The organism is Agathobaculum ammoniilyticum (assembly GCF_025567315.1).
Lineage (GTDB): Bacteria > Bacillota > Clostridia > Oscillospirales > Butyricicoccaceae > Agathobaculum > Agathobaculum ammoniilyticum.
Window position 1 is genome coordinate 46,969 of the sequence record NZ_JAOQJE010000002.1, and the last position, 21,395, is coordinate 68,363.

General features: G+C 58.9%; 22 protein-coding genes and 1 tRNA gene. 14 read left to right on the plus strand and 9 right to left on the minus strand.

The annotated features are described in order from the left end of the window. Window positions 1–24: 24 nt before the first annotated feature. A tRNA-Thr gene (locus tag OCV66_RS02760) sits at window positions 25–100 on the minus strand. Between the two features lie 163 nt (window positions 101–263). Here OCV66_RS02760 and rpsF point away from each other — a divergent pair. From rpsF to rpsR, 3 genes are read left to right on the plus strand one after another with little or no spacing between them, the layout of a single operon-like run. Continuing rightward, window positions 264–560 carry a 30S ribosomal protein S6 gene (gene rpsF, locus OCV66_RS02765; protein ID WP_054326603.1) on the plus strand — a complete coding sequence of 99 codons (297 nt, stop codon included), beginning with the start codon at window positions 264–266 and terminating at the stop codon, window positions 558–560. 14 nt (window positions 561–574) lie between these two features. Next, complete coding sequence (locus OCV66_RS02770) at window positions 575–1,063, plus strand: single-stranded DNA-binding protein (RefSeq protein ID WP_054326602.1); 489 nt, start codon at window positions 575–577, stop codon at window positions 1,061–1,063. Between the two features lie 21 nt (window positions 1,064–1,084). Next, on the plus strand, window positions 1,085–1,357 hold the full coding sequence (gene rpsR, locus OCV66_RS02775) for a 30S ribosomal protein S18 (RefSeq protein ID WP_054326601.1): 273 nt from the start codon (window positions 1,085–1,087) through the stop codon (window positions 1,355–1,357). Window positions 1,358–1,537: 180 nt separating this feature from the next. Here the strand turns inward: rpsR and gyrA are convergent, their stop codons facing one another. From gyrA to dnaA, 8 genes are all read right to left on the minus strand, one after another. Next, complete coding sequence (gene gyrA / locus OCV66_RS02780; protein WP_054326600.1) at window positions 1,538–4,078, minus strand: DNA gyrase subunit A; 2,541 nt, start codon at window positions 4,076–4,078, stop codon at window positions 1,538–1,540. A gap of 70 nt (window positions 4,079–4,148) precedes the next feature. Next, window positions 4,149–6,089 (minus strand): DNA topoisomerase (ATP-hydrolyzing) subunit B, encoded by a 1,941-nt coding sequence (gyrB, locus tag OCV66_RS02785; protein WP_054326599.1) that lies wholly within the window; start codon window positions 6,087–6,089, stop codon window positions 4,149–4,151. Window positions 6,090–6,144: 55 nt separating this feature from the next. Then, window positions 6,145–6,405 (minus strand): extracellular matrix regulator RemB, encoded by a 261-nt coding sequence (gene remB / locus OCV66_RS02790; RefSeq protein ID WP_054326598.1) that lies wholly within the window; start codon window positions 6,403–6,405, stop codon window positions 6,145–6,147. Between the two features lie 174 nt (window positions 6,406–6,579). Continuing rightward, a complete protein-coding gene (gene recF, locus OCV66_RS02795) occupies window positions 6,580–7,680 on the minus strand; it encodes a DNA replication/repair protein RecF (RefSeq protein WP_054326597.1) in 1,101 nt (366 codons plus the stop codon). Continuing rightward, window positions 7,677–8,201: a hypothetical protein gene (locus OCV66_RS02800; RefSeq protein ID WP_107631348.1), complete on the minus strand. Its 525-nt coding sequence runs from the start codon at window positions 8,199–8,201 to the stop codon at window positions 7,677–7,679. Before OCV66_RS02800 ends, recF begins: the two co-directional genes overlap by 4 nt. Then, a complete protein-coding gene (locus OCV66_RS02805; RefSeq protein ID WP_107631349.1) occupies window positions 8,185–8,427 on the minus strand; it encodes an RNA-binding S4 domain-containing protein in 243 nt (80 codons plus the stop codon). Before OCV66_RS02805 ends, OCV66_RS02800 begins: the two co-directional genes overlap by 17 nt. Next, entirely contained in the window at window positions 8,420–9,529 is a 1,110-nt protein-coding gene (dnaN, locus tag OCV66_RS02810) for a DNA polymerase III subunit beta (protein WP_107631350.1), read from the minus strand. The genes OCV66_RS02805 and dnaN overlap by 8 nt, the downstream gene beginning before the upstream one ends. A 229-nt stretch (window positions 9,530–9,758) precedes the next feature. After that, the gene (gene dnaA, locus OCV66_RS02815) at window positions 9,759–11,039 is read right to left on the minus strand and encodes a chromosomal replication initiator protein DnaA (RefSeq protein ID WP_107631351.1); all 1,281 of its coding nucleotides are present in this window, start codon (window positions 11,037–11,039) and stop codon (window positions 9,759–9,761) included. A 310-nt stretch (window positions 11,040–11,349) separates the two neighbouring features. Here dnaA and rpmH point away from each other — a divergent pair, with 310 nt between their 5' ends. The 11 genes from rpmH (at window position 11,350) to OCV66_RS02870 (ending at window position 21,388) form a co-directional block, all read left to right on the plus strand. Then, the gene (gene rpmH, locus OCV66_RS02820) at window positions 11,350–11,484 is read left to right on the plus strand and encodes a 50S ribosomal protein L34 (RefSeq protein WP_054326593.1); all 135 of its coding nucleotides are present in this window, start codon (window positions 11,350–11,352) and stop codon (window positions 11,482–11,484) included. Window positions 11,485–11,745: 261 nt separating this feature from the next. Further along, the gene (gene rnpA / locus OCV66_RS02825) at window positions 11,746–12,090 is read left to right on the plus strand and encodes a ribonuclease P protein component (RefSeq protein ID WP_054326592.1); all 345 of its coding nucleotides are present in this window, start codon (window positions 11,746–11,748) and stop codon (window positions 12,088–12,090) included. Further along, on the plus strand, window positions 12,087–12,299 hold the full coding sequence (gene yidD, locus OCV66_RS02830) for a membrane protein insertion efficiency factor YidD (RefSeq protein ID WP_054326591.1): 213 nt from the start codon (window positions 12,087–12,089) through the stop codon (window positions 12,297–12,299). The genes rnpA and yidD overlap by 4 nt, the downstream gene beginning before the upstream one ends. 116 nt (window positions 12,300–12,415) lie before the next feature. After that, on the plus strand, window positions 12,416–13,390 hold the full coding sequence (locus OCV66_RS02835) for a YidC/Oxa1 family membrane protein insertase (protein ID WP_054326590.1): 975 nt from the start codon (window positions 12,416–12,418) through the stop codon (window positions 13,388–13,390). A 3-nt stretch (window positions 13,391–13,393) separates the two neighbouring features. Beyond that, window positions 13,394–14,341: an RNA-binding cell elongation regulator Jag/EloR gene (jag, locus tag OCV66_RS02840; RefSeq protein ID WP_107631352.1), complete on the plus strand. Its 948-nt coding sequence runs from the start codon at window positions 13,394–13,396 to the stop codon at window positions 14,339–14,341. A 21-nt stretch (window positions 14,342–14,362) separates the two neighbouring features. Then, window positions 14,363–15,724 (plus strand): tRNA uridine-5-carboxymethylaminomethyl(34) synthesis GTPase MnmE, encoded by a 1,362-nt coding sequence (gene mnmE / locus OCV66_RS02845; protein WP_054326588.1) that lies wholly within the window; start codon window positions 14,363–14,365, stop codon window positions 15,722–15,724. A gap of 258 nt (window positions 15,725–15,982) precedes the next feature. Beyond that, on the plus strand, window positions 15,983–17,866 hold the full coding sequence (mnmG, locus tag OCV66_RS02850; RefSeq protein ID WP_147573752.1) for a tRNA uridine-5-carboxymethylaminomethyl(34) synthesis enzyme MnmG: 1,884 nt from the start codon (window positions 15,983–15,985) through the stop codon (window positions 17,864–17,866). Continuing rightward, entirely contained in the window at window positions 17,863–18,567 is a 705-nt protein-coding gene (gene rsmG / locus OCV66_RS02855; protein ID WP_147573753.1) for a 16S rRNA (guanine(527)-N(7))-methyltransferase RsmG, read from the plus strand. The genes mnmG and rsmG overlap by 4 nt, the downstream gene beginning before the upstream one ends. 194 nt (window positions 18,568–18,761) lie before the next feature. Beyond that, window positions 18,762–19,583 (plus strand): ParB/RepB/Spo0J family partition protein, encoded by an 822-nt coding sequence (locus OCV66_RS02860; RefSeq protein WP_054326586.1) that lies wholly within the window; start codon window positions 18,762–18,764, stop codon window positions 19,581–19,583. A gap of 150 nt (window positions 19,584–19,733) precedes the next feature. Beyond that, window positions 19,734–20,513: a ParA family protein gene (locus OCV66_RS02865; protein WP_054326585.1), complete on the plus strand. Its 780-nt coding sequence runs from the start codon at window positions 19,734–19,736 to the stop codon at window positions 20,511–20,513. Continuing rightward, window positions 20,513–21,388 (plus strand): ParB/RepB/Spo0J family partition protein, encoded by an 876-nt coding sequence (locus tag OCV66_RS02870; protein ID WP_054326584.1) that lies wholly within the window; start codon window positions 20,513–20,515, stop codon window positions 21,386–21,388. The genes OCV66_RS02865 and OCV66_RS02870 overlap by 1 nt, the downstream gene beginning before the upstream one ends. The last annotated feature ends 7 nt before the right edge of the window (window positions 21,389–21,395 follow it).

A 21,395-nucleotide genomic window follows, 5' to 3' on the forward strand; every position in this document is an offset into this window, starting at 1 on the left:
ATTTCTTTGGAAATAACGGGTTTTTGGAGCTTGCGGCCGGACTCGAACCGGCGACCTGCGCATTACGAATGCGCTGCTCTACCAACTGAGCCACGCAAGCATTTCAACTTGTCAGCCTTGTTAGTATACCATGATTCTGCGGTTTCGTCAATGTTTTTTTCTTGATTTTACTTGACTTTTTCTCCCTGTTCGATATAATAGTAAGGTATCCTTGCTCACATCATTGGATGTGGGCCAAAAGTCCAAAAGGAGGTGCTAAGAAAATGGCAAAGATTTCTGGCAAGTACGAGACGATCTTCATTGTCAACCCCACGCTGGAAGAAGCAGCGGCTACCGCTGTTGCGGACAAGTTCAAGTCTCTCGTCGAGGCAAACGGCACGAACGTGGAAGTGGAAGACTGGGGCAAGCGCCGTCTGGCGTACCCGATCGAGGACCAGACCGAGGGCGTTTACACCCTGATCCGTTTTGAGTCCGCTCCCGCTTTTCCGGCTGAACTGGACCGTATCTACAAGATCACGGACGGTATCATGCGTTCCATCATCGTCTGCCTGGACGACTAAGGCGGTGAACTGAAATGCTCAACAAGGCGATTCTGATGGGTCGTTTGACCCGCGATCCCGAGTTGCGCCATACCCAGAGCAATATGGCTGTGTGTTCGTTCCGCCTTGCGATCGACCGCGACCGCAAGGGCCCGAACGGCGAACGTCAGACCGACTTCATCGACTGTGTCGCATGGGGCCGTCAGGCGGAATTCGTTGCACAGTGGTTTGCGAAAGGCGTCATGGCGATCGTAGTCGGCCGCATCCAGTCCCGCCAGTGGCAGGACCAGAACGGCAACAACCGCACGGCCATTGAGGTCAACTGCGACGAGGTTTCCTTCGGCGAAACCAAAAAGTCCCGTGAAGCAAACGGCGGCTACGCAGGCGGCGGTTACGGCTATGATAACGGATCGCAGATGCGGCCCGAGCCTGCCGCGTCCCAGGTTGCTCCCGCATTCGATCTGCCCGCGGGCGATTCGGATTTTCAGGAGCTGGCCGACGACGACGGCGATGTCCCATTCTAACAAAGAGGAGGTTACGCGACAATGGAAGAAACCAAAAAGGAATTCACGCCCCGTCCGGAGCGTGCAGAGCGCCCGCAGCGCGGCCGTCGCCGCCGCAAGGTTTGCGCTTTCTGTGTTGATAAAATCGAGCACGTTGATTATAAGGATGCCGGCAAGCTGCGTAAGTATATGTCCGAGCGCGGCAAGATCCTGCCCCGCCGTATGACCGGCACCTGCGCGCATCACCAGCGCCAGCTGACCGAGGCGATCAAGCGCGCCCGTCACATTGCTCTGCTGCCCTACACCGCAGAGTAATCCGTTACGTTTTTTCAAAAAAGGATACAGAAAGACCGTTTTTCTTCGGAAAGACGGTCTTTTTTTATTTACCAAAAGGAGAGCAGACGGCCTGCTTATAAAAATTGTCCACAAGGATGTGGACAATTTTCTCGCTTTCCGAATAAAGGAAAAGCCGCCCCTAATGGGGCGGCAAAAAGCTTACGCCTGCGTTTCTTCCTCGGAAGCTTCCTCTTCCTCCTTATCCGTGCGCGCAATCGAGATCACCTTGACATCCTCGCCTGTGCGCATCACAATAACGCCCTGGCTGCCACGTCCGCACTCGCGGATCTCCTCGCAGCCGGTGCGGATAATTACGCCGTCGTCCGTTATAATCATCACGTCGTTTTCATTATCCACGACCGCGATGCCCGCCACAAGGCCGGTTTTGGCGGTCAGATTATGCAGCGTCATTCCGCCGCCGCCGCGGTGGTGGATGGTAAAGTCCTCCACCGGCGTGCGCTTGCCGTAGCCGTTTTCCGTGATGGAAAGCACATACGCGCCCTTTCTGGCGCGCGCCGCGCCTACCACATAGTCGCCCTCGTTCAGCCGGATGCCGCGCACGCCGGTCGCGGTGCGGCCCATCGCACGGACCTCGGTTTCGTCAAAACAGATCGCGCGGCCCTCATGCGTGGCGATCAGGATATTCTGCTCCCCGTCGGTCAGGCGCACATCGACCAGCGCGTCGTCCTCGTTCAGGTTCAGGGCGCGCAGGCCCGCGCGCCGGATGTTCTGCAAGTCGCTCAGCACCACGCGCTTGGCGACGCCCTGACGGGTGACGAAGAACAGGAATTTATCATCCGCAAATTCCTTGATGGGGAACATGGCGGTGATTTTTTCGTCGTTTTCCAATTCCAGCAGGTTGACGATATTCATGCCCTTGGCCGAGCGGCCGGTCTCGGGTATCTGGTAGCCCTTAAGCTTGTACACCTTGCCGCGGTCGGAGAAGAACAGGATGGTGTCATGCGTCGAGGCGGTGAAAATATCCTTGGCAAAGTCCTCCTCGCGCGTACTCATCGCGGAAACGCCGCGCCCGCCGCGCCGCTGCGCGCGGTAAACCGAGGTCGGCTGGCGCTTGATATAGCCGAAATGGGTCAGCGTATATGCGCAGTCCTGCTGCTCGATCAGGTCCTCAATGTCGATCTCGTCCGCGACGTTGGCGATCTCGGTATGGCGCTCGTCGCCGTACTTTTGCTTGATCTCCTGCAGCTCGTCCTTGACCACCGCGAGGATGTTCGCGTCGCACGACAGGACCTCCTCAAACGAGGCGATGCGCCCCTCCAGCTCTTTGTACTCATCATTGATTTTCTCCTGCTCCAAGCCGGACAGACGGCCCAGACGCATGTCCACGATCGCCTGTGCCTGCGGCTCGTCCAGATGGAACTCAAAATGCTCCGATCCGTCCACGATGCCGAGCAAGGCGATCTGGTCGATCCAGAACGGCTCGGCCATCAGGTTTTCCTTGGCCTCGGCCTCGTTTTTGGAAGCGCGGATGATCTGAATGATGCGGTCGATGTTATCGGTCGCGACCTTTAGGCCCTCGAGGATATGCGCGCGGTCCTGCGCCTTTTTGAGATCAAAGCGCGTGCGGCGCTCGACCACGTCCTTCTGGAACGCGACATACTGGTCGATGATCTGCCGCAGCGTGAGCACGCGCGGCTGCAGCTTGCCCGCCGCGCCAGTCGGCACAAGAGCGATATGGATCATCGAAATGGTATCCTCAAGCTGGGTATAGGTGAAAAGCTGGTTGAGAATGACCTGCGCGTTGGCGTCGCGGCGGATATCCACCACGATCTGCATGCCCTCGCGCGAGGAATGGTCCTGAATATTGGTGATGCCGTCCACGCGCTTGTCCTTGACCAGGTTAGCCATCGCTTCAACCAGGCGCGCCTTGTTGACCATGTACGGGATCTCGGTGATCTGGATCTGGCTGCGGCCGTTCGCCAGCTCGACAATCTCGGCCTTGGCGCGCACCTTGATCTTGCCGCGGCCGGTGGCATACGCCGCGCGGATGCCGCTGCGGCCCATGATGACGCCGCCGGTCGGGAAGTCCGGCCCTTTGATGAACTGACAGATCTCGTCCAGCTCGGCCTCCGGATGGTCGATCACATAGCAGATGCCGTCGATCACCTCGGTCAGGTTATGCGGCGGGATGTTGGTCGCCATGCCGACCGCGATGCCCGACGAGCCGTTTACCAGAAGGTTGGGGAAACGGGAGGGGAGCACGAGCGGCTCCTGCCGCTCCTCGTCGAAGTTCGGGCCGAAATCCACTGTGTTTTTCTTAATATCCGCCAGCATATGATTGGCGATCCTGGCCATGCGGGCTTCGGTGTAACGGTAGGCCGCCGGGGGGTCGCCGTCCACCGAGCCAAAGTTGCCGTGGCCATCGATCAGCGGATAGTGCAGGGAAAACGGCTGCGCCAGGCGCACCAGCGCGTCGTATACCGAAGCGTCGCCGTGCGGATGATAGCGGCCGAGCACGTTACCGACCGTGGTCGCGGACTTGCGGTAGGGCTTGTCCGAGGTCAGGCCGTCCTCATACATCGCGTACAGGATGCGGCGGTGGACCGGCTTGAGGCCGTCGCGCACGTCGGGCAGCGCGCGGCCGACGATCACGCTCATCGCGTAATCGATATAGCTCTTGCGCATCTCCTTTTCCAGGTCCACCTGTAAAATTTTCTGCTGTTCGTATTCTTGACTCATTCTATGCCTCCGAAAATGTTGGCGTTATTGACCGGCCGGCCTGATACGGTACAGCCTGCCGAAAACCGCATCATACGTCCAGATTCATTACGTATTTCGCGTTTTTCTCGATAAATTCGCGGCGCGGCTCGACCTTTTCGCCCATCAGCAGCGCGAACGTCTCGTCCGCGGCGGCCGCGTCGTCCATCGTCACCTGCAGCAGCGTGCGGTTTGCCGGATCCATGGTGGTTTCCCAAAGCTGCTCAGGATCCATCTCGCCCAGACCTTTGTAGCGCTGCACGCGCACATTGTCGCCCATCTCGGCAATACAGGTGCGCTGCTGCTCCTCCGTATAGGTATAACGCACATCCTTGCCCTTTTCGTTCTTAAACAGCGGCGGCTGGGCGATATACACATGCCCGTGCTCGATCAGCGGCCGCATGAAGCGGAAGAAGAAGGTCAACAGCAGGGTGCGGATGTGCGAGCCGTCCACGTCGGCATCAGCCATGAGGATAATCTTGCCGTAGCGCAGCTTGGACAGGTCGAAATCATCGCCAAAGCCCGCGCCGAACGCGGTGATCATCGGGGTGAGCTTGTCGTTGCCGTATACGCGGTCCAGGCGCGCCTTTTCCACGTTCAGCATCTTGCCCCACAGCGGCAGGATAGCCTGGTGCCGTCGGTCGCGGCCCTCCTTGGCCGAGCCGCCCGCGGAGTCACCCTCCACGATGTAGATTTCGGTATAGGTGGGGTCCTTTTCGATGCAGTCCGCCAGCTTGCCCGGCAGGGAGGCCGAGTCCAGCGCGGATTTGCGGCGCGTCAGCTCGCGCGCCTTTTTGGCCGCCTCACGGGCGCGCGCGGCGGTCTGCGCCTTTTCGATGATGGTGCGCGCGACCTGCGGATTTTCCTCGAAAAAGGTCATCAGCTTGTCGGACACCATGGTGTCTACCAGCGCGCGCATATCGCTGTTGCCCAGCTTGGTCTTGGTCTGGCCCTCGAACTGCGCCTCCTGCAGCTTGACCGAGATAATCGCGGTCAGTCCCTCGCGCGCGTCCTCGCCCTTGAAGGATTCGTCGTCCTTGAGCAGCTTATATTTCCTGCCGTAATCGTTAAGCACGCGGGTAAGCGCAGCCTTGAAGCCGGTTTCATGCGTGCCGCCCTCAGTGGTGTTGATGTTATTGGCAAAGGAAAGGATCAACTCGTTATAGCTGTCCGTATACTGCATCGCGACCTCGGCCATCGAGGTATCGCGGCTGCCCTCCATATAAATAACCTGCTCGTGCAGAGGGGTCTTGGTGCGGTTGAGATGCTCGACAAACTGGCGGATGCCGCCCTCGTAGTGCATCACATCCTCCACCGGCTCGTCGTCGCGCTCATCCCGCAGGGTGATCTTGAGGCCCGCGTTGAGGAACGCCTGCTCGCGCAGGCGCTTTTCCAGCACGTCGTAATCAAATTCGGTCGTCTCGAAGATCTCCGGATCGGCATGGAAGCGGATGGTGGTGCCGGTTTCGCTCTCGCAGGGCGTATCGCGCATTTTAACGGCCGTCACGCCGCGCTCAAAGCGCATATAGTGCCTGGTATGCCCGTCGCGCACCTCGGCCTCCATCCAGTCGGACAGCGCGTTGACGACCGACGAGCCCACGCCGTGCAGGCCGCCGGACACCTTGTAGCCCGAACCGTCAAACTTGCCGCCCGCGTGCAGCACGGTCAGCACGACCTCGAGCGTGGGAATGCCCATCTGCGGATGGATACCGCAGGGGATGCCGCGGCCGTTATCCGCCACACGGATGATGTCGCCCTTTTCGATCGTGACCTCGATATGGGTGCAGTAGCCCGCCAACGCCTCGTCGATCGAGTTGTCCACGATCTCGTAAACCAGATGGTGCAGGCCGCGCGCGGAGGTCGAGCCGATGTACATGCCCGGCCGCTTGCGGACCGCTTCCAGCCCCTCGAGCACCTGGATCTGGCTCTCGTCATAGGCGTCGGTCACCTTCAGGTCGAGTACCTCGTCCTTAATTTCCAATTCTTCACTCATATTTCCAGATTTCCTTTCGAGAAATTGCGGTAACATACTTCCTTCATGCGCGGCGTTATACGGCATACCCCTTTTCCGCGCGCCTTTGCAGCGCCTGCGGCGAAAGCTGGGTCAGGTAAAGCGTTTCGCCCAGCGCGTTCTCGCACAGCACGGCCGCGCGCGGCAGGTCCTCGTACAGCTCGATGATACGCCCCTCCTCCTGCATGCGGGAGAGCAGCCCACGCGTCCGTTTGGACGCGGTCGCCGTATCCATATCGAACACCGCCACCACGGTCTGCAGGGGAACGATATAATCCTGTCCCAAATGCAGATACATAAAAAACCCCTGTTTTCACGAAAAATGGGCAGAAGAAAACACAATGGAGCATGCATCGGCCGGCGTTTTCTCCCGCCGTGCCTGGCATGCGCCACCGGCCCTGCCCCAACGTGGCATTCTATTATAGATTATACCACTTTTTTCTTCATTTGTGTACTGAAAAGCGCGAAAAGGTCAAATAATTTTACCGTTTTTTATATGGAAAACCGCGCCGGCGCGCAGCTTGTCCGATATCCCGTCCTCGCAGCAGGTAATCATCACCTGTCCGTCCGCGATGCGGTTGAGGACAAAATCCTGCCGCCGGCGGTCCAGCTCGGAAAGCACGTCGTCGAGCAGGAGTACGGGGTACTCCCCATCCTCCTGAAAGAACAGCTCGCGCTCGGCGAGTTTGAGGGAAAGCGTACACGTCCGCACCTGCCCCTGCGAGCCAAACGCGGCCGCGCTGCGGCCGTTCAGCAGGAGCGTCAGGTCGTCCTTATGCGGACCGGACAGGCAGCTTTTCGCCGCCAGCTCCGCGGATCGGTGGGCGTAAACATGCGCGGCAAGCTGCTGCTCGATCTGCTTTGCGTCCGCGAACGGGTCGGTGACCGAGGAAACCGTCTGATACGCGCCGGAAAGCGCCTCCTGCGGCGCGATATCGGCGTAGACGGCCGCCGCCGCTTCCAGCAGCCTGCGGCAGTAGTACGCGCGGTAGCGGATGATCCGCGCGCCGAAGTACGCCATGCGGAGGGAGAAATCCTCCCACAGGTTCAGCAGGGTGGGTTTTTCCTCGCTGTCGCGCAGGATGCGCGTCTTGTGGTCGTGCAGGCGGTTGTATTCCTCCAGATAACGCGCGTAATTGGGCCGAAGCTGGCACAGCGCCACATCCAGGAAGCGCCGCCGCGCGCCCGCGCCCGCGCGCACCAGCATCAAATCCTCCGGACAAAATAAAACGGTTTTCAAAAGCCCCTGCATATCCGCCTGGCGCTTCTGCCGCACTCCGTTTTTGTAGATTTCCATGCTTTTGGCGCGCGAAAGGCGCAGCTCTACGGTAAAATCCCGATCGTGCGCCGCAAAATCCGCGCGGATGAACGCATGGTCGGCCTCAAAGCGCAGGCCCTCTTTTTTCTGCGCCGTGCGAAACAGGCGCATGGTCGAGCAGACCGCCACCGCTTCGAGCAGGTTGGTCTTGCCCTGCCCGTTCTCGCCGCAGACCAGGTTGACCGACGGGTCGAAAGCGAAGCGCGCCTTTTCATAATTGCGGAAATTTTCCAGCGCAAGCGTGTGAACGTTCAAAGCGCGCTCACCTGGATGGACGGGTTTTTCCTCTTCAGCAGGCCGAGCAGCGCGTCCTTACCGTCCGGAATGGCGGAAAGCGGGAAATAATAGGCGTTGTCCTTGGTCGTAAAGCAGAAGATCTCGCTGTCGTATACTGCGCCCGTAATCTCGTCATAAGGCAGAAAATAGTCGCGGACCAGGCCGTCGTTGCCGACCGTGACCTCCTTATCGCTGCAGCAGACCGTGCAGGGGACGCTTTCCTTGCCGAATTCTTCCCGATAGTATTTAAGGATCTTGTCTACCCTCCTGCCGTTCATGCCGCCGAACGTGTTGCGCAGCCACCAGAACAGCACCGCCGCAATGCCGACCAGGAACAGCACGAATCGGGTCGGCAGATAGGCAAGCACCAGCACCAGCACCATAATCCCTGCTTTGAGCAGCGAGGACCGTCTGCGCGTCCGGTAAAGCGGCAGCGACGGATAAATTTTTTCATAGAACCGGCGGAGCAGCGCTTCATCCTGGTTATAGTTGATCTCCATTGCCTGTCCCCTCCTCTTCGTTCCGTATCGCAACGGTTTCGCCGTTCAGCGTCACCGTATCGCCCGATCGCAGCTTTTTCCCGCGCATGGTGCAGGGCTGCCCATTCACCTGTACCTCGCCGGACGCGATGCGGAGCTTGGCTTCCCCGCCGGAGGCGGTCAGGTTCGCGAATTTGAGCAGCGCGTCCAGCTTGATGTATTCCGTGTCAATCCTGATTTCAGTCATTGGCCTTCAGCCTCACCGGCAGCACAAGGTAGGTGTACTTGTCCCCCTCCAGCGGGGAAACGACGACCGGATTGAGCGGGCCTTTGAGCTGCAGCAGCACGGTGTCGTCTCCCGCGGCGCGCAGCGCGTCCAGCACATAGCGGTTATTGAAGCCGATTTCCAGCTCGTCGATCGTCCCGTCGAACGCGCATTCGTCATAGCTCTTGCCGACCGCGGTGATGCACGACATCTGCACATAAGAGCCGTCAAAGTGGAAGCGCACCGGATTTTTCAGCTTTTCGGAGACGATCAGGGACACGCGCTCGATACAGGTGATCAGCTCATGCCGGTCGGCCTTGACCACATGCTCGAACTCGGCCGGTATCGCGGCGCGGTAGTTGAGGAATTCGCCGTCGATCAGGCGGGTGATGAGCGTGGTGCCGCCGATGCGGAACAGGATGTTTTTCCGGTCCGGAAAGATCTCGACATCCCCCTCCTCTTCGGTGAGGATGCGCTCAATTTCGCGCAGGGAGGAGCCGGGTACGACGAATTTCATGTCCCCGGAAATGCCCTCCACAGTTTCGCGGCGCACGGAAAGGCGGTACCCGTCCACCGCGACCACGTTCAGGCGGCTGCCCTCCAGCTCGAACAGGCATCCGGTATGGATGGGCTTGGATTCGTTATCCGAAACCGAAAAGATGGTCTGTGCGATCATGCTTTTGAGCATGGATTGGGGAAGAGAAAAGCCGGTTTCGCTCGACACCTCGGCCAGCGCGGGATATTCGTCCGCCTCAGTCGCAATCAGGTTGAACACCGCGCGGCCGCATTTGATGGTGGTCAGCAGCTTGTCGTCGGTTTCCAGGTAAACTGTGTCCTGCGGCAGCTTGCGCACGATATCGTAAAACAGGCGCGCGTTGAGGACGATGCTTCCGGATTCGATCACGTCGGCCTCGGCCGTGGTGCGGATCCCCATGGATAGGTCGTAGCCGGTCAGGGTGAGCGAATTGGGCGCGGCGTCAATCAGCAGTCCTTCCAGCAGCGGCATGGCGCTTTTTCCCGTGACCGCGCGGGAGGCGGTGCCGATCAGGCTGAGCAGGGTTTCTTTTTCACAGGAGAATTTCATTGGGCATTCTTCTTTCTTTTCGGAAATCTAACAAAAAAACAGGATAGGTTTTTATCGTCGTAGTAGAGGCTGGGGAAATTGGGGAAAAACGGTGTACAGCGAGATTTCCCGCGGGAAATGACGTACACAGCAGGCTGTGGATTGTTTTTTTGTCGTCCACAGTCGGCGGGGGTCGCATTTTTTTCCACAGGGCTTAGGCTGTGCAATCCACAGGGAATTGTGGAAAATCCTATTCCCCGCGGATGTTGTTGTGCAGCTTTTTGATGACGTCCTCGGTTTCGCGGGAATTTTTTCGTTCCTCCTCGATTTTGTTGCAGGCGTGCATGACCGTGGTATGGTCGCGCTTGAATATTTTAGCGATATCGGGGAAGGAATATTCCAGTTCCTGCCGGATCATGTACATGGCCATCTGGCGGGGATAGGCGACGTCCTTGGAGCGGTTCTGCGAGATCATCTGCTCGACCGGTATGTAAAAATAATTGGCGACCGCTTCCATGATGCGCTCGGGTGTGGGGTTAAGGCCGGGGTTTTCCGTGCGCAGCGCGTCGATCGCGTTTTCAGCCAGCTCAATGGTGATCGCTTCGTCCATCAGCTCGTGCATGGCCTTGATTTTTTTGACTGCGCCCTCAAGCTGCCTGATGTTTGCCTGGATGTTTTCCGCGATGTAGGTGGAAACATTGTCCGGCAGAGCCACGCCCATCTTGCCGGCCTTGTCGCGGATAATGGCGATGCGCGTTTCAAAGTCCGGCGGCTGGATATCGGCCAGCAGGCCCCACTCGAATCGGGTCTTCATGCGGTCTTCCAGAGTGTTGATCTCCTTGGGAGGGCGGTCGGAGGTCAGGACGATCTGCTTTTTCGCCTCGTACAGCGCGTTGAAGGTATGGAAAAACTCCTCCTGCGTGCGCTCCTTGCCAGCGATGAACTGCACGTCGTCCAGCAGCAGCAGGTCTACCACGCGGTATTTGTTGCGGAAGGCCTGTACGTTGCCCTCCTGGATGGCGGTGATCAGCTCGTTGGTGAAGTCCTCGCCCTTGACGTAGATGATGCGGAATTCCGGATGGGTCTTGCGGATGACGTTTGCAATCGCGTACATCAAATGGGTCTTGCCCAGACCGGAGTTGCCGTAAATGAAAAGCGGGTTGTTTTCCGCAGCGGGATGCTGGGATACCGACAGTGCGGCCGCGTGTGCGAACTTGTTCGACGAGCCGACGATGAACCGCTCGAAAGTATAATCGTCGTAAGGGGAGGAGCTGGCGGTCGGCGCGGTGTATTCGCCGGTCACGACCACAACCGAAACCGGATCGCCGAGAAGCTCCTGCAGAACGTTCTGCAGCGGGTCGATAAACCGCTGCTCGATGATCTCCTTTTTGAATTGTACAGGGGAATGCAAAATCAAACGGTTGTCCGCAAAAGAAACAACCGTGACATCGTCAAACCAGGCGGAAATGGTGGACGGTGAAAAATTGGGTTCCAGCCGTTCGAGCGCCATTTCCAGTATATTATTGGCCATGGGGCGCCTCCTGTCGATATAAATACAATTCTATAATAGCATAATCGGGCGGCGGATTCAACGCAAATTGTTGATAAAACAAACTTCTCGCCGTTGTTGCCACCCCAATTATTGTGCTATTTTTTTACCAATCCCCAAGATGTTGATAAGAGGCTGAAAACATAAAAAAATCTTGACATTCGGCGCTTTTTATAAGATAATAATTATTGTCTCATATTCTGCGGACAGGCAGCGGCATATGCCCGCGTCATGCGCCGGACCTATGCCGGTGCCCATCCGTAAATCCATCAAACAGGGAGGTGCTCGAAGTATGAAGAGAACGTATCAGCCTAAGAAGCGTCAGCGCTCCAAGGAGCATGGTTTCCGCAAGCGCATGCGCACGTCGAACGGCCGCAAGGTGCTGGCCCGCCGCCGCGCGAAGGGCCGCGCTAAGCTCACTGCGTAAGCTTGGCTGGAAGCTACAGCTTCCATGCAGGTTTTGATAAAAAGCCTGCTTTTCTATTTTCATCGCGCCTGCGGCGCGGAAGTGTTCGTAACGAGCCGCTTATGCTGTAAGCGGTTCGTTTTTTCTTAGCAGAAAACCGGCGCAGATCGTTTGGGCGGCGCCCGCCGGAGCGGAAAAAGGGGCGTCCGCCGGCTTTGCAGTGTACTTAGATGCAAAGAGGTTCGTTTTTCAGGGGCATCGGAAAAACGAGGGGTTTCAGAAATGAAAAATACGATATCCTTAAAGGAAAACCATGAATTCCGGCGGCTGTACCACCGCGGCACATCGTCCGCGGGCAGGCATCTGGTGCTGTACTGCCGCAAAAACAAGCTGGGCCGCAACCGGCTCGGCCTGACGGTCAGCGCAAAGCTGGGCAAGGCCGTGCAGCGCAACCGCGTAAAGCGGCTGTTTCGGGAAGCCTACCGCTTGCATGAAAATGAATTTGCAAGGGGAATCGACATCGTGCTTGTCGCGCGCAGCCGCGCGGTGGGCGCGACCTATTTGGAAATTGAAAAATCGCTGCTGCGGGCGCTCCGCGAGAACCCGTCCGCCGCAGCACGGTCTTGAAACGCTTTATGCTGGCGGCGATCCGCTTTTACCGCCGGCATATTTCGCCCGCCAGACCGCCCTGCTGCCGTTATATCCCGACCTGCTCGCAGTATGCGATCGAGGCGATCGAAAAATACGGCGCGCTCAAGGGCGGCTGGCTGGCTTTCAAGCGGATCATGCGGTGCCATCCGTTTTCCAAACGGGGTCCATACGATCCGGTGCCGTAAGGGGGAAAGGGGGCGGCGCGGCCGTTTTCCATCCTCCGCGCGCTGCGGCGCGCGAGAAAAATTGAATTTCCTTCCGGCGGGGGCGGCCGTCCCCGCCGGATTACGGGAGGATTATAATGGGAGAAGCATTCGGTCTTATTATCGTCAGGCCACTCGGCCTGATCCTGCTGGCAATCTTCAAGGCGGTCGGGTCGTACGGCCTTGCCGTTATCCTGTTCGCGCTGCTCGTCAAGCTGATCTGCATACCGCTTGCCATTAAGGGCAAAAAGAGTATGCTTGCGATGAGCGCGCTCAACGCGGAGCTGCAGCAGCTTCAGAAAAAGTATGCCAACAACCGCGTCAAGCTCAACGACGAGATGCAGAAGCTGTATGACAAGCACGGCGTTAACCCTATGTCGGGCTGTCTGCCGCAGTTCATCCCGCTGCCGATCATGATGGGCCTGTACTACGCGGTGCAGCAGCCGCTCAAGTTCATGATGGGCTTCAGCGACGAGGTTATCGCTAAACTGGCCAACGAGGTGGGCGTGGATATCGCGACTGCCGGCTACTATGGCCAGATCACAATTGCCGAGAAGCTGGGCGATATGTTCCAGAGCGCAGGCAACGTCTGGCCTGAGGCCATCACCAAAATCACGGACGGTATGGGCGAACTGCTCAATATCGATTTCCATTTCCTCGGCCTGAACCTGGCGCAGACGCCGTCCATCACCGATCCCGGCTTTATCTGGATCATCCCGATCCTGTCGGGTGCGACCGCGTTCCTGTCCAGCTATGTCATGCAGAAGATGCAGAACATGCCGAGCAACGCCGCCGCCGGCCAGATGAAGATGCTCAACCTGCTGATGCCGCTGATGTCGCTGTATTTCGGCTTTATCCTGCCGGGCGCCATCGGCATCTACTGGATTTTCAACAACGTGTTCTCCTGCGTGCAGGAGATCATCCTGACCAAGTACCTGCGCGGCAAGCGTGAAAAGAAAGAGGCGGAGGAAGCCGCGCGCATCGAGGCCGCCAAGGAAGCCAAGCGCATCGCCAATCGGGAAGCGCAGCGGCAGCAGTCCCTGGAAGCCAAAAAGAAAAAGGGGGACAAATAAACCATGCAGAAATTCATTGAAACGACCGGGGAGACCCGCGACGCCGCGATCCAGGCCGCTTTGAAGCAGCTCGGCCTCGATCGGGACGACGTTTCGGTAGAAGTGCTGGATAATGGCAAAAAGGGCTTTTTGGGCATCGGCGCGACGCCGGCCCGCGTCCGCGTGACCTATGAGGCGCCGGACGAGCCAGTAAAGCCGGCCGAACCTGTCCACACCCCTGTGGAAAAGAAAAAGGAAGAGAAGCCGGAAAAGCTCTCCATCACCACGGATGACGATACGCCCCGTCTGGTCAAGGCCGCACCCGCAGACTTCGTGCCGGAAAAGCTGGAGGTGGAGCGCCCGCCGCGCCGCGAACGCCGCGAGCGCGGGGACCGTCCGCGCCGCGAGCGTCGGGAGCGCCGCCCGCGTGAGGAGCATCCCATCACGCCGTCCGTTCCCAAGGAGCGCGAGCTGATTCCGGTTTCCGAGGAATGCATGAAAAAGGCCGAGGTTCTGGCGACGGATTTCGTCGCCGGCCTGCTGGAAAAAATGGGTGTGGAGGGCAAGGTCACCATTCTGCCGCAGGTCGAATGCGACCAGCTCCGCATTGAGATTTCCGGACCGGATATGGGTCCGGTCATCGGCCGCCGCGGGGATACGCTGGACGCGATCCAGTACCTTGGCTCGCTGGTGCTGAACAACGCGCTGGACGAGCATGTCCGCCTGTCCGTGGATACCGAGAACTATCGCGTCAAGCGGATGGAAAGCCTGGAACGCCTGGCGCGCAAAATGGCGATGAAAGTCGTCAAGTCCCATCGCTCGATGACGCTCGAGCCGATGAACCCCTACGAGCGCCGCATCATCCATGCCGCGCTGCAGGATTTCAACGGCGTGACGACCTATTCGACCGGCACCGAACCCGGCCGCCGCGTGGTGATCGCGCCTGACAGCAGCTATCGCCCGCATCACTGATTTTCTTGGGGGATAGCATTGATGAACGATACCATTGCCGCCATTTCATCCGCGGGCGGTCCGATCGGATTGATTCGGGTATCGGGCGAACGGGCGATTGAAGCGGCCGCCGCGGTTTTTGATGCGAAAAACGGGAAAAGCCTGGTAGATGCTCCCTCGCAGAAGCTGGTTTACGGCACGCTACGGGATAAAAATGGCAAGGTCGTCGACTGCTGCTTTGCGGTCGCGCTGCACGCGCCGCACACCTATACCGGCGAGCCTATGGCCGAATTACAGTGCCATGGTTCGACTGCGGTGCTGCAGCTCGGGCTGGACGCTTTGTTCGCGCAGGGCGTCCGCCAGGCGGAAGCGGGCGAGTTTACCCGACGAGCTTTCCTCAACGGCAAAATGGGGCTTTCCGAGGCCGAAGCGGTTCACGACTTGATTACCGCGCGCACGGCCGAGGCCGCTCAAAATGCGGCCGCGCAGATCATGGGCGCGGTCGGCTCGCCAGTGCAGGAAATGCGGGACGAGCTGATCGGTATGGTTGCGCATTTCCACGCGGTTGTGGATTTTCCGGACGAGGATATCGACCCCGTGCTGTTCGAGGACGCGGCCGCGCTGCTCCACCGCACGACCAGCCGCCTGTACAGCATGGCGGAAAGCTATGAGCGCGGGCGTATCTTGCGGGAGGGCATCCCCTGTGTGATCCTGGGGCGGCCGAACGCGGGCAAGTCCACGCTGCTCAACGCGCTGCTGGGACGGGAGCGTGCGATCGTGACCGATATTCCCGGCACGACGCGCGACCTGATCGAGGAGAACGTCAAAGTGGGCCAGCTTTTGCTGCGCGTGACCGATACGGCTGGCCTGCGGGATACGAACGATCCCATCGAGCAGGCGGGCATCGACCGCGCGATGGCGGAGGCTGCGGCGTCTGCTCTGATCCTCGCGGTGTTCGACGGCTCCCGCCCGCTGGGTGACGAGGATATGCTGGTGCTCGCGCGTTCCGCGGGGCATCGGGCGATCGCGGTGGTCAATAAGGACGACCTGCCGCGCCGGCTGGAGGAAAAGCTGCTGAAAAAGCATTTCCTGCATATCGTACCCCTTTCCGCTAAGACGGGGGAGGGCCTGCAGCGGCTGCTCGACCTGATCCCCAGAACGGTCGGCTTTGGCGACGGCGCGTTTGACGGCGCGCTGATCACCAATTCCCGCCAGGCCGCCGCGCTGGCCCGCGCTGCGGAGCGGTGCGAGGCCGCGCTGTACGCCGCTCAGTCCGGAATGACGCCCGACGCCGTTGTGATGGACGCGGAGGGCGCGATCGCCGCGCTGGGCGAGATCACCGGCGAAACCGTGACCGAGGCTGTCGTCTCGCGCATCTTCAGCGATTTTTGTGTCGGTAAATAAACCGGCCGCCCGATGGAAATGCAGGGCCGCTGCTGAGGCAGCGGCCCTGTTTGCGTTTGCCGCTTTCTATAAGAGAATACGATCTGTATATTATAATATAAAAATAATATTATGTATTTAACAGAATCCACATTTGGCAGAAGTTATCCCAAGTTTACACAGAGTTATCAACAGCTATGTACAAAATAAAACACAGAAATACGGACGCTTTGCTGTATTTTACAGGACCATCCGGTCAGAAAAGGAGGATTGTGCGTCATGCTTTTTTCGTCTGAGCCGTTCGACGTTGCCGTGGTCGGGGCGGGGCATGCGGGGATTGAAGCCGCGCTGGCCGCGGCGCGCCTTGGCATGAAGACCGCCTGCTTTACGATCAACCTGGACGCGGTTGGCAATATGCCCTGCAATCCGGCGATCGGCGGCACGGCAAAGGGACATCTGGTGCGCGAGATTGACGCGCTGGGTGGAGAGATGGCGCGCGCGGCCGACGCGGCCTGCATTCAGTACCGTATGCTCAACCGTGGGAAAGGGCCGGCGGTACATTCACTGCGCGCGCAGGCTGACCGCGTGCAATACAGAACGTATATGAAGCATGCGCTCGAACAGCAGGAGGGCTTGCAGCTCATGCAGGACGAAGTCGTTTCGGTGGAAACCGAAAACGGCGCGGTCAGCGCGGTTACGACCGCGATCGGCGCGTGCCATCCGGTTAGGGCAGTCATCATCGCAACCGGCACCTTTTTGGGCGGCCGCATCATTATCGGGGACTATACGCGGGAAAGCGGACCAGACGGAATGGCGGCGGCAGGCCCGCTGACCGAGTCGCTGCGTGCGCTCGGCCTGCGGCTGCAGCGCTTCAAAACCGGTACGCCGCCGCGCATCCATCGCCGTTCGATCGACCTTTCCGGCTTGGAACTACAGAGGGGGGAGGAGGAGATCATCCCCTTTTCGTTCGATACCGAACAGCCGCCGGAAAACCGGGCGGTTTGTTACCTGACCTATACGACCGGCAGGACGCATGAGATCATCCGCGCGAACCTGAACCGCTCGCCGCTGTACGGCGGCAGGATCGAGGGGGTCGGCCCGCGCTACTGTCCGTCGATCGAGGACAAGGTCGTCCGCTTCGCGGATAAGCCGCGCCACCAGCTTTTTTTAGAGCCGATGGGGCTTGAGACGGAGGAGATCTATGTGCAGGGCTTTTCCTCCTCCATGCCGTTCGACGTGCAGCGCAATATGCTGCATACGGTTAAGGGCTTGGAGCATGCTGAGATCATGCGGCCGGCCTATGCTATTGAATATGACTGCGTCGATCCGTTGGAATTGCGTCCCACGCTGGAAACGAAAAAAATCAGAGGTTTGTATGGCGCGGGGCAGTTCTGCGGCTCCTCCGGCTATGAGGAGGCCGCCGCGCAGGGTTTGATCGCGGGCATCAACGCCGCGCTGTGCCTCAAGGGAGAGAAGCCGCTTATCCTTGACCGTGCGGACGGCTATATCGGCACGCTGATCGACGACCTGGTGACGCGCGGCACGAACGAGCCGTACCGGATGATGACCTCGCGCTCGGAATACCGTTTGCTGCTGCGGCAGGACAACGCAGACGAACGCCTGGTACCCATCGGCGTGCGCGTGGGGCTGAACCCGCCGGAACGTGGCGCGCGCGTGCGGCGCAAATATGAGCAGGTACAGCAGGAGATCAACCGCGTGGCGTCGGTGGGCGTGCCGGTGACGGATGCGCTCAACGGCTTTCTCGCGGGGAAGAACAGCGCGCCGCTCAAGGCGGGCTGCAAGCTGATTGACCTGCTGCGCCGCCCCGAGCTGTGTTATGCCGATCTTGCGCCGTTTGATCCCGACCGGCCGGCGCTGCCGGCGGTCATTCGGGAGCAGGTCGAGATCCGCATCAAATACGCGGGTTATATCGACCGTCAGGAGCGCGACGTGGAGCAGTATCGTAAGTTGCAGAGCCGTCCGCTGCCGCCTGAGCTGGATTACAGCGCGATTGATTCGATCCGCCTGGAGGCGCGGCAAAAGCTGAACGCGGTCAAGCCGCTCAATTTCGGACAGGCTGCGCGGATATCGGGTGTTTCGCCTGCGGATATCACGGCGCTGATGATCTATATGGAAACACGGTGGAAAGGAGGGAACGCATGAACGAACGCATGCTGCTGGAGGACGGACTTAAGCAGCTTTCCCTCTCTTTTTCTCCACAGTCTGTGGAAAAATTGCTACGCTTTTCCGACCTCCTGCTGGAAAAAAATCGGGTGATGAACTTGACCGCAGTGACCGATCCCACGGAGGTCGTGACGCGGCACTTCCTTGACTGCGCGGTACTCGCGCCCTATCTGCCGGCTGGCCAGACCGTGCTGGACGTTGGTACGGGCGCGGGCTTCCCGGGTGTGCCGCTCGCCATCCTCTGTCCGGACACGGTGTTTACCCTGCTGGACGCGCAGCGCAAGCGTGTCGATTTCCTGCAGGAGACAATCGCGGCGCTCGGCCTGTCCAACTGCACCGCTGTCCACGCGCGGGCGGAGGAGTTCGCCAAAGCACATCGCGCCGCGTTCGATGTTGCGGTGTCGCGTGCGGTTGCCGAGCTGCGTGTGCTGTGCGAGCTGACCCTGCCGATGGTCAGAGTGGGAGGCGCGTTCTATGCCATGAAAGCCGCGGACTGCATGGATGAGGTCGGTTCGGCTGCGCATGCGTTCGCTGTGCTCGGCGCGCCCGCCGCCGAGCTGCTGCACTATACCGTGCCGCATGCCGGAGTAGAGCGCACGATGGTCCGCCTGCAGAAGCTCGAGGATACGCCCGACCGTTACCCCCGCCGCTTCAAAAAAATACAGACCGACCCCCTGTAATTACAAAATGTAAACCCTCTGTTAAGAAATAACAGAGGGTTATTTTTTGTCCGAAAATGCACGGAAATGTGTGTTTTCTGGTAGGAAATGACTGGTAACGGTCGAAAAAGCAAAGTTTTGCGGTCGATTTTCCTTGTCAAAATGTAATAATATGGTAATCTATTACCAAAGGACATAAGGAGGTAATGAATTTGATGTCGGTTTTGACACTTGTGACAGGAAAAGAGGATCGTACATTGCGTCGCATCCGCGTGAGCGATATTGCGCGCAACCCCAACCAGCCGCGTAAATATTTTGATCCTGAGGCGATTGCCCAGCTTGCGGAAAGCATCCGTCAATATGGGGTACTCAATCCGCTGACCGTGCGGCGCGCACCGAACGGCGGCTATGAGCTGGTCGCGGGAGAGCGCCGGCTGCGCGCGGCCCGCGTGGCGGGACTGAATGAAGTACCCTGTCTGGTAATCGCTGCGGATTCGCAGGATTCCTCCGCGATTGCGCTGGTGGAAAACCTGCAGCGGCGCGACCTGGACTTTTTTGAGGAAGCAAACGGTTTCAAGCGGCTGATCGACCAATACGGCTTGACGCAGGAGGAAGCCGCGCGCAAGGTTGGCAAAACACAGTCGGCGGTGGCGAACAAGCTTCGCCTGCTCCGCCTTTCGCCGCAGAATATGGAGATGATCCGCAGCGCGAACCTGACCGAGCGGCATGCCCGCTGCCTGCTCCGTCTGGAACAGGAGGAGGATCGGATCAACGCGACCAAGTTTATTATCGAGCATGATCTGAACGTCAGCCGCGCGGAACAGTATATCGATACCCTGCTAAAGGAAAAGGAAACGCCGTCGGGACAGGAGCGCAAGGTGATCCGGCTGATTAAAGATGTTCGCTTTTTCCTGAATACGCTCAACCGCGCGGTCGGCGTTATGGTGGACGCGGGTATCGGTGCGACCGTTGAGCAGCAGGAAAGCGACGACGGGCTGACGCTTACTATCTGCATTCCGCATGCCCGCTGCAACTAATTTTAATATTAATACGGCAGTGTTTCACGTGAAACAAAAATCTTGGGTTGTTTCATGTGAAACATTGCTGTTTTTTCTTTGCTTTTGATTGGTGTTGTGCTATAATAAAACCCGTAAGAAAATAAGGGAAAGCCGAGGAGAAAAACGCTTATGGGTAAAATCATCGCGTTCGCCAATCAAAAGGGCGGCGTCGGCAAAACGACCACGGCCATTAATCTTGCGGCTGCGTTGTTCGAGCGTGGCAAGCGCGTACTGCTGTGCGACTTTGACCCGCAGGGAAACGCAACGTCCGGCTTCGGCGTTGATCCGCGCTCTTTGAAGACCTCGATCTATGATCTGATCGTCGCGGATGAGCCGGATGTGAAAAGCGCCATTGTATCGACCAAATGGGTCGACCTGATCGGCGCAAATGTCAACCTGGCAGGTGCGGAGCTGGACCTCATCATGATGGAGGGACGGGAAAACCGTCTCAAGGGCGTGCTCGATCGTGTCAGGGAAGAATACGATTATATTTTCATTGACTGCCCGCCCTCACTGGGACTGCTGACGCTCAACTGTCTTTGCGCGGCGGACAGCTTCCTGGTGCCGCTGCAGTGCGAATATTACGCGCTGGAGGGCCTGAGCCAATTGATGACAACCGTCCGTATGGTGAAAAAGAGCATGAATCCGTCGCTCGCGCTGGAAGGCGTGCTGCTGACCATGTTTGACGGACGCACCAACCTGTCCATCCAGGTGGTCGAAGAGGTAAAAAAGCACTTTCCGGGCGAGGTATTCTCGTCGGTTGTGCCGCGCAACGTGCGCCTGAGCGAAGCGCCCAGCCACGGCAAGCCGATCACGGATTACGACCGGATGTGCCGCGGCGCGGAAGCATATCTTTCCCTCGCGGATGAAATACTGAAAAAGAATAAGCAGGAAAAGGGGAGAGTGTGATGTCATCGACCAAAAGGGGACTGGGCGGCGGCCTGTCCAATCTGTTCGGCGGCGATGTCACCGACCTGAGCGCCGCAGGCGCGGCGGCGGGCGGCGTCACCCAACTTTCCCTTTCCAGAATCGAGCCCAATCCCAATCAGCCGCGCAAGGTCTTCGACCCAAACGCGTTGGAGGAGCTGGCGGAGAGCATCCGCCTGCACGGCGTAATCACGCCGATCACCGTGCGCGCAGGGGAGAAGAGCGGCTACTACCAGATCATAGCCGGTGAGCGCCGCTGGCGCGCGGCGCGGATGGCGGGACTCAAGGAGATACCGGCCATGGTGCTGGAAGCGCGGGAAAGCGAGATCATGGAGCTGGCCCTGATCGAAAACCTGCAGCGGCAGGACCTCAATCCTATCGAGGAGGCCGAGGGCTATGACTTGCTGATGCGGCAGTTCGGGCTGACGCAGGAGGAGGTCGCGCGCCGCGTGGTCAAATCGCGTCCAGCGGTAGCGAACGCGCTGCGCCTGCTGGCGTTGCCCGACGAGGTACGTGTTATGGTCAGTGAGGGCAAGCTGTCCGGCGGTCATGCACGCGCCGTGCTGGCAGTGTCCGAAGCGGACAAACGTGTGGAAGCGGCCAGACAGATGGCCGGCATGACCGTGCGGCAGGCCGAGGCGTTGGCGAAAAAGCTGAACAAAAAGCCGGTGCAAAAGACCGAAAGCGCCGTTTTTTCCGTGGATTACCTGTCCGAAGCCGCGCGGGAACTGGAAAGTGTGCTCGGCCGCAAGGTCAGCATCCAGCAGGGGAAAACAAGCGGCACCTTGACGCTGGAATATTATGGATCAGACGATCTGGAACGCCTGATTGAAGCGCTGCGCAGCCTGCGCGTATAAGGAGGAA

Coding starts and splice junctions, on each gene's coding strand:
- rpsR (WP_054326601.1), top strand. CDS start 1,085: ATGGAAGAAACCAAAAAGGAATTCACGCCCCGTCCGGAGCGTGCAGAG.
- rpmH (WP_054326593.1), top strand. CDS start 11,350: ATGAAGAGAACGTATCAGCCTAAGAAGCGTCAGCGCTCCAAGGAGCAT.
- OCV66_RS02770 (WP_054326602.1), top strand. CDS start 575: ATGCTCAACAAGGCGATTCTGATGGGTCGTTTGACCCGCGATCCCGAG.
- rnpA (WP_054326592.1), top strand. CDS start 11,746: ATGAAAAATACGATATCCTTAAAGGAAAACCATGAATTCCGGCGGCTG.
- gyrB (WP_054326599.1), bottom strand. CDS start 6,089: ATGAGTGAAGAATTGGAAATTAAGGACGAGGTACTCGACCTGAAGGTG.
- OCV66_RS02835 (WP_054326590.1), top strand. CDS start 12,416: ATGGGAGAAGCATTCGGTCTTATTATCGTCAGGCCACTCGGCCTGATC.
- rsmG (WP_147573753.1), top strand. CDS start 17,863: ATGAACGAACGCATGCTGCTGGAGGACGGACTTAAGCAGCTTTCCCTC.
- remB (WP_054326598.1), bottom strand. CDS start 6,405: ATGTATCTGCATTTGGGACAGGATTATATCGTTCCCCTGCAGACCGTG.
- gyrA (WP_054326600.1), bottom strand. CDS start 4,078: ATGAGTCAAGAATACGAACAGCAGAAAATTTTACAGGTGGACCTGGAA.
- mnmG (WP_147573752.1), top strand. CDS start 15,983: ATGCTTTTTTCGTCTGAGCCGTTCGACGTTGCCGTGGTCGGGGCGGGG.
- dnaN (WP_107631350.1), bottom strand. CDS start 9,529: ATGAAATTCTCCTGTGAAAAAGAAACCCTGCTCAGCCTGATCGGCACC.
- dnaA (WP_107631351.1), bottom strand. CDS start 11,039: ATGGCCAATAATATACTGGAAATGGCGCTCGAACGGCTGGAACCCAAT.
- OCV66_RS02870 (WP_054326584.1), top strand. CDS start 20,513: ATGTCATCGACCAAAAGGGGACTGGGCGGCGGCCTGTCCAATCTGTTC.
- OCV66_RS02860 (WP_054326586.1), top strand. CDS start 18,762: ATGTCGGTTTTGACACTTGTGACAGGAAAAGAGGATCGTACATTGCGT.
- OCV66_RS02865 (WP_054326585.1), top strand. CDS start 19,734: ATGGGTAAAATCATCGCGTTCGCCAATCAAAAGGGCGGCGTCGGCAAA.
- OCV66_RS02805 (WP_107631349.1), bottom strand. CDS start 8,427: ATGACTGAAATCAGGATTGACACGGAATACATCAAGCTGGACGCGCTG.
- mnmE (WP_054326588.1), top strand. CDS start 14,363: ATGAACGATACCATTGCCGCCATTTCATCCGCGGGCGGTCCGATCGGA.
- OCV66_RS02800 (WP_107631348.1), bottom strand. CDS start 8,201: ATGGAGATCAACTATAACCAGGATGAAGCGCTGCTCCGCCGGTTCTAT.
- rpsF (WP_054326603.1), top strand. CDS start 264: ATGGCAAAGATTTCTGGCAAGTACGAGACGATCTTCATTGTCAACCCC.
- jag (WP_107631352.1), top strand. CDS start 13,394: ATGCAGAAATTCATTGAAACGACCGGGGAGACCCGCGACGCCGCGATC.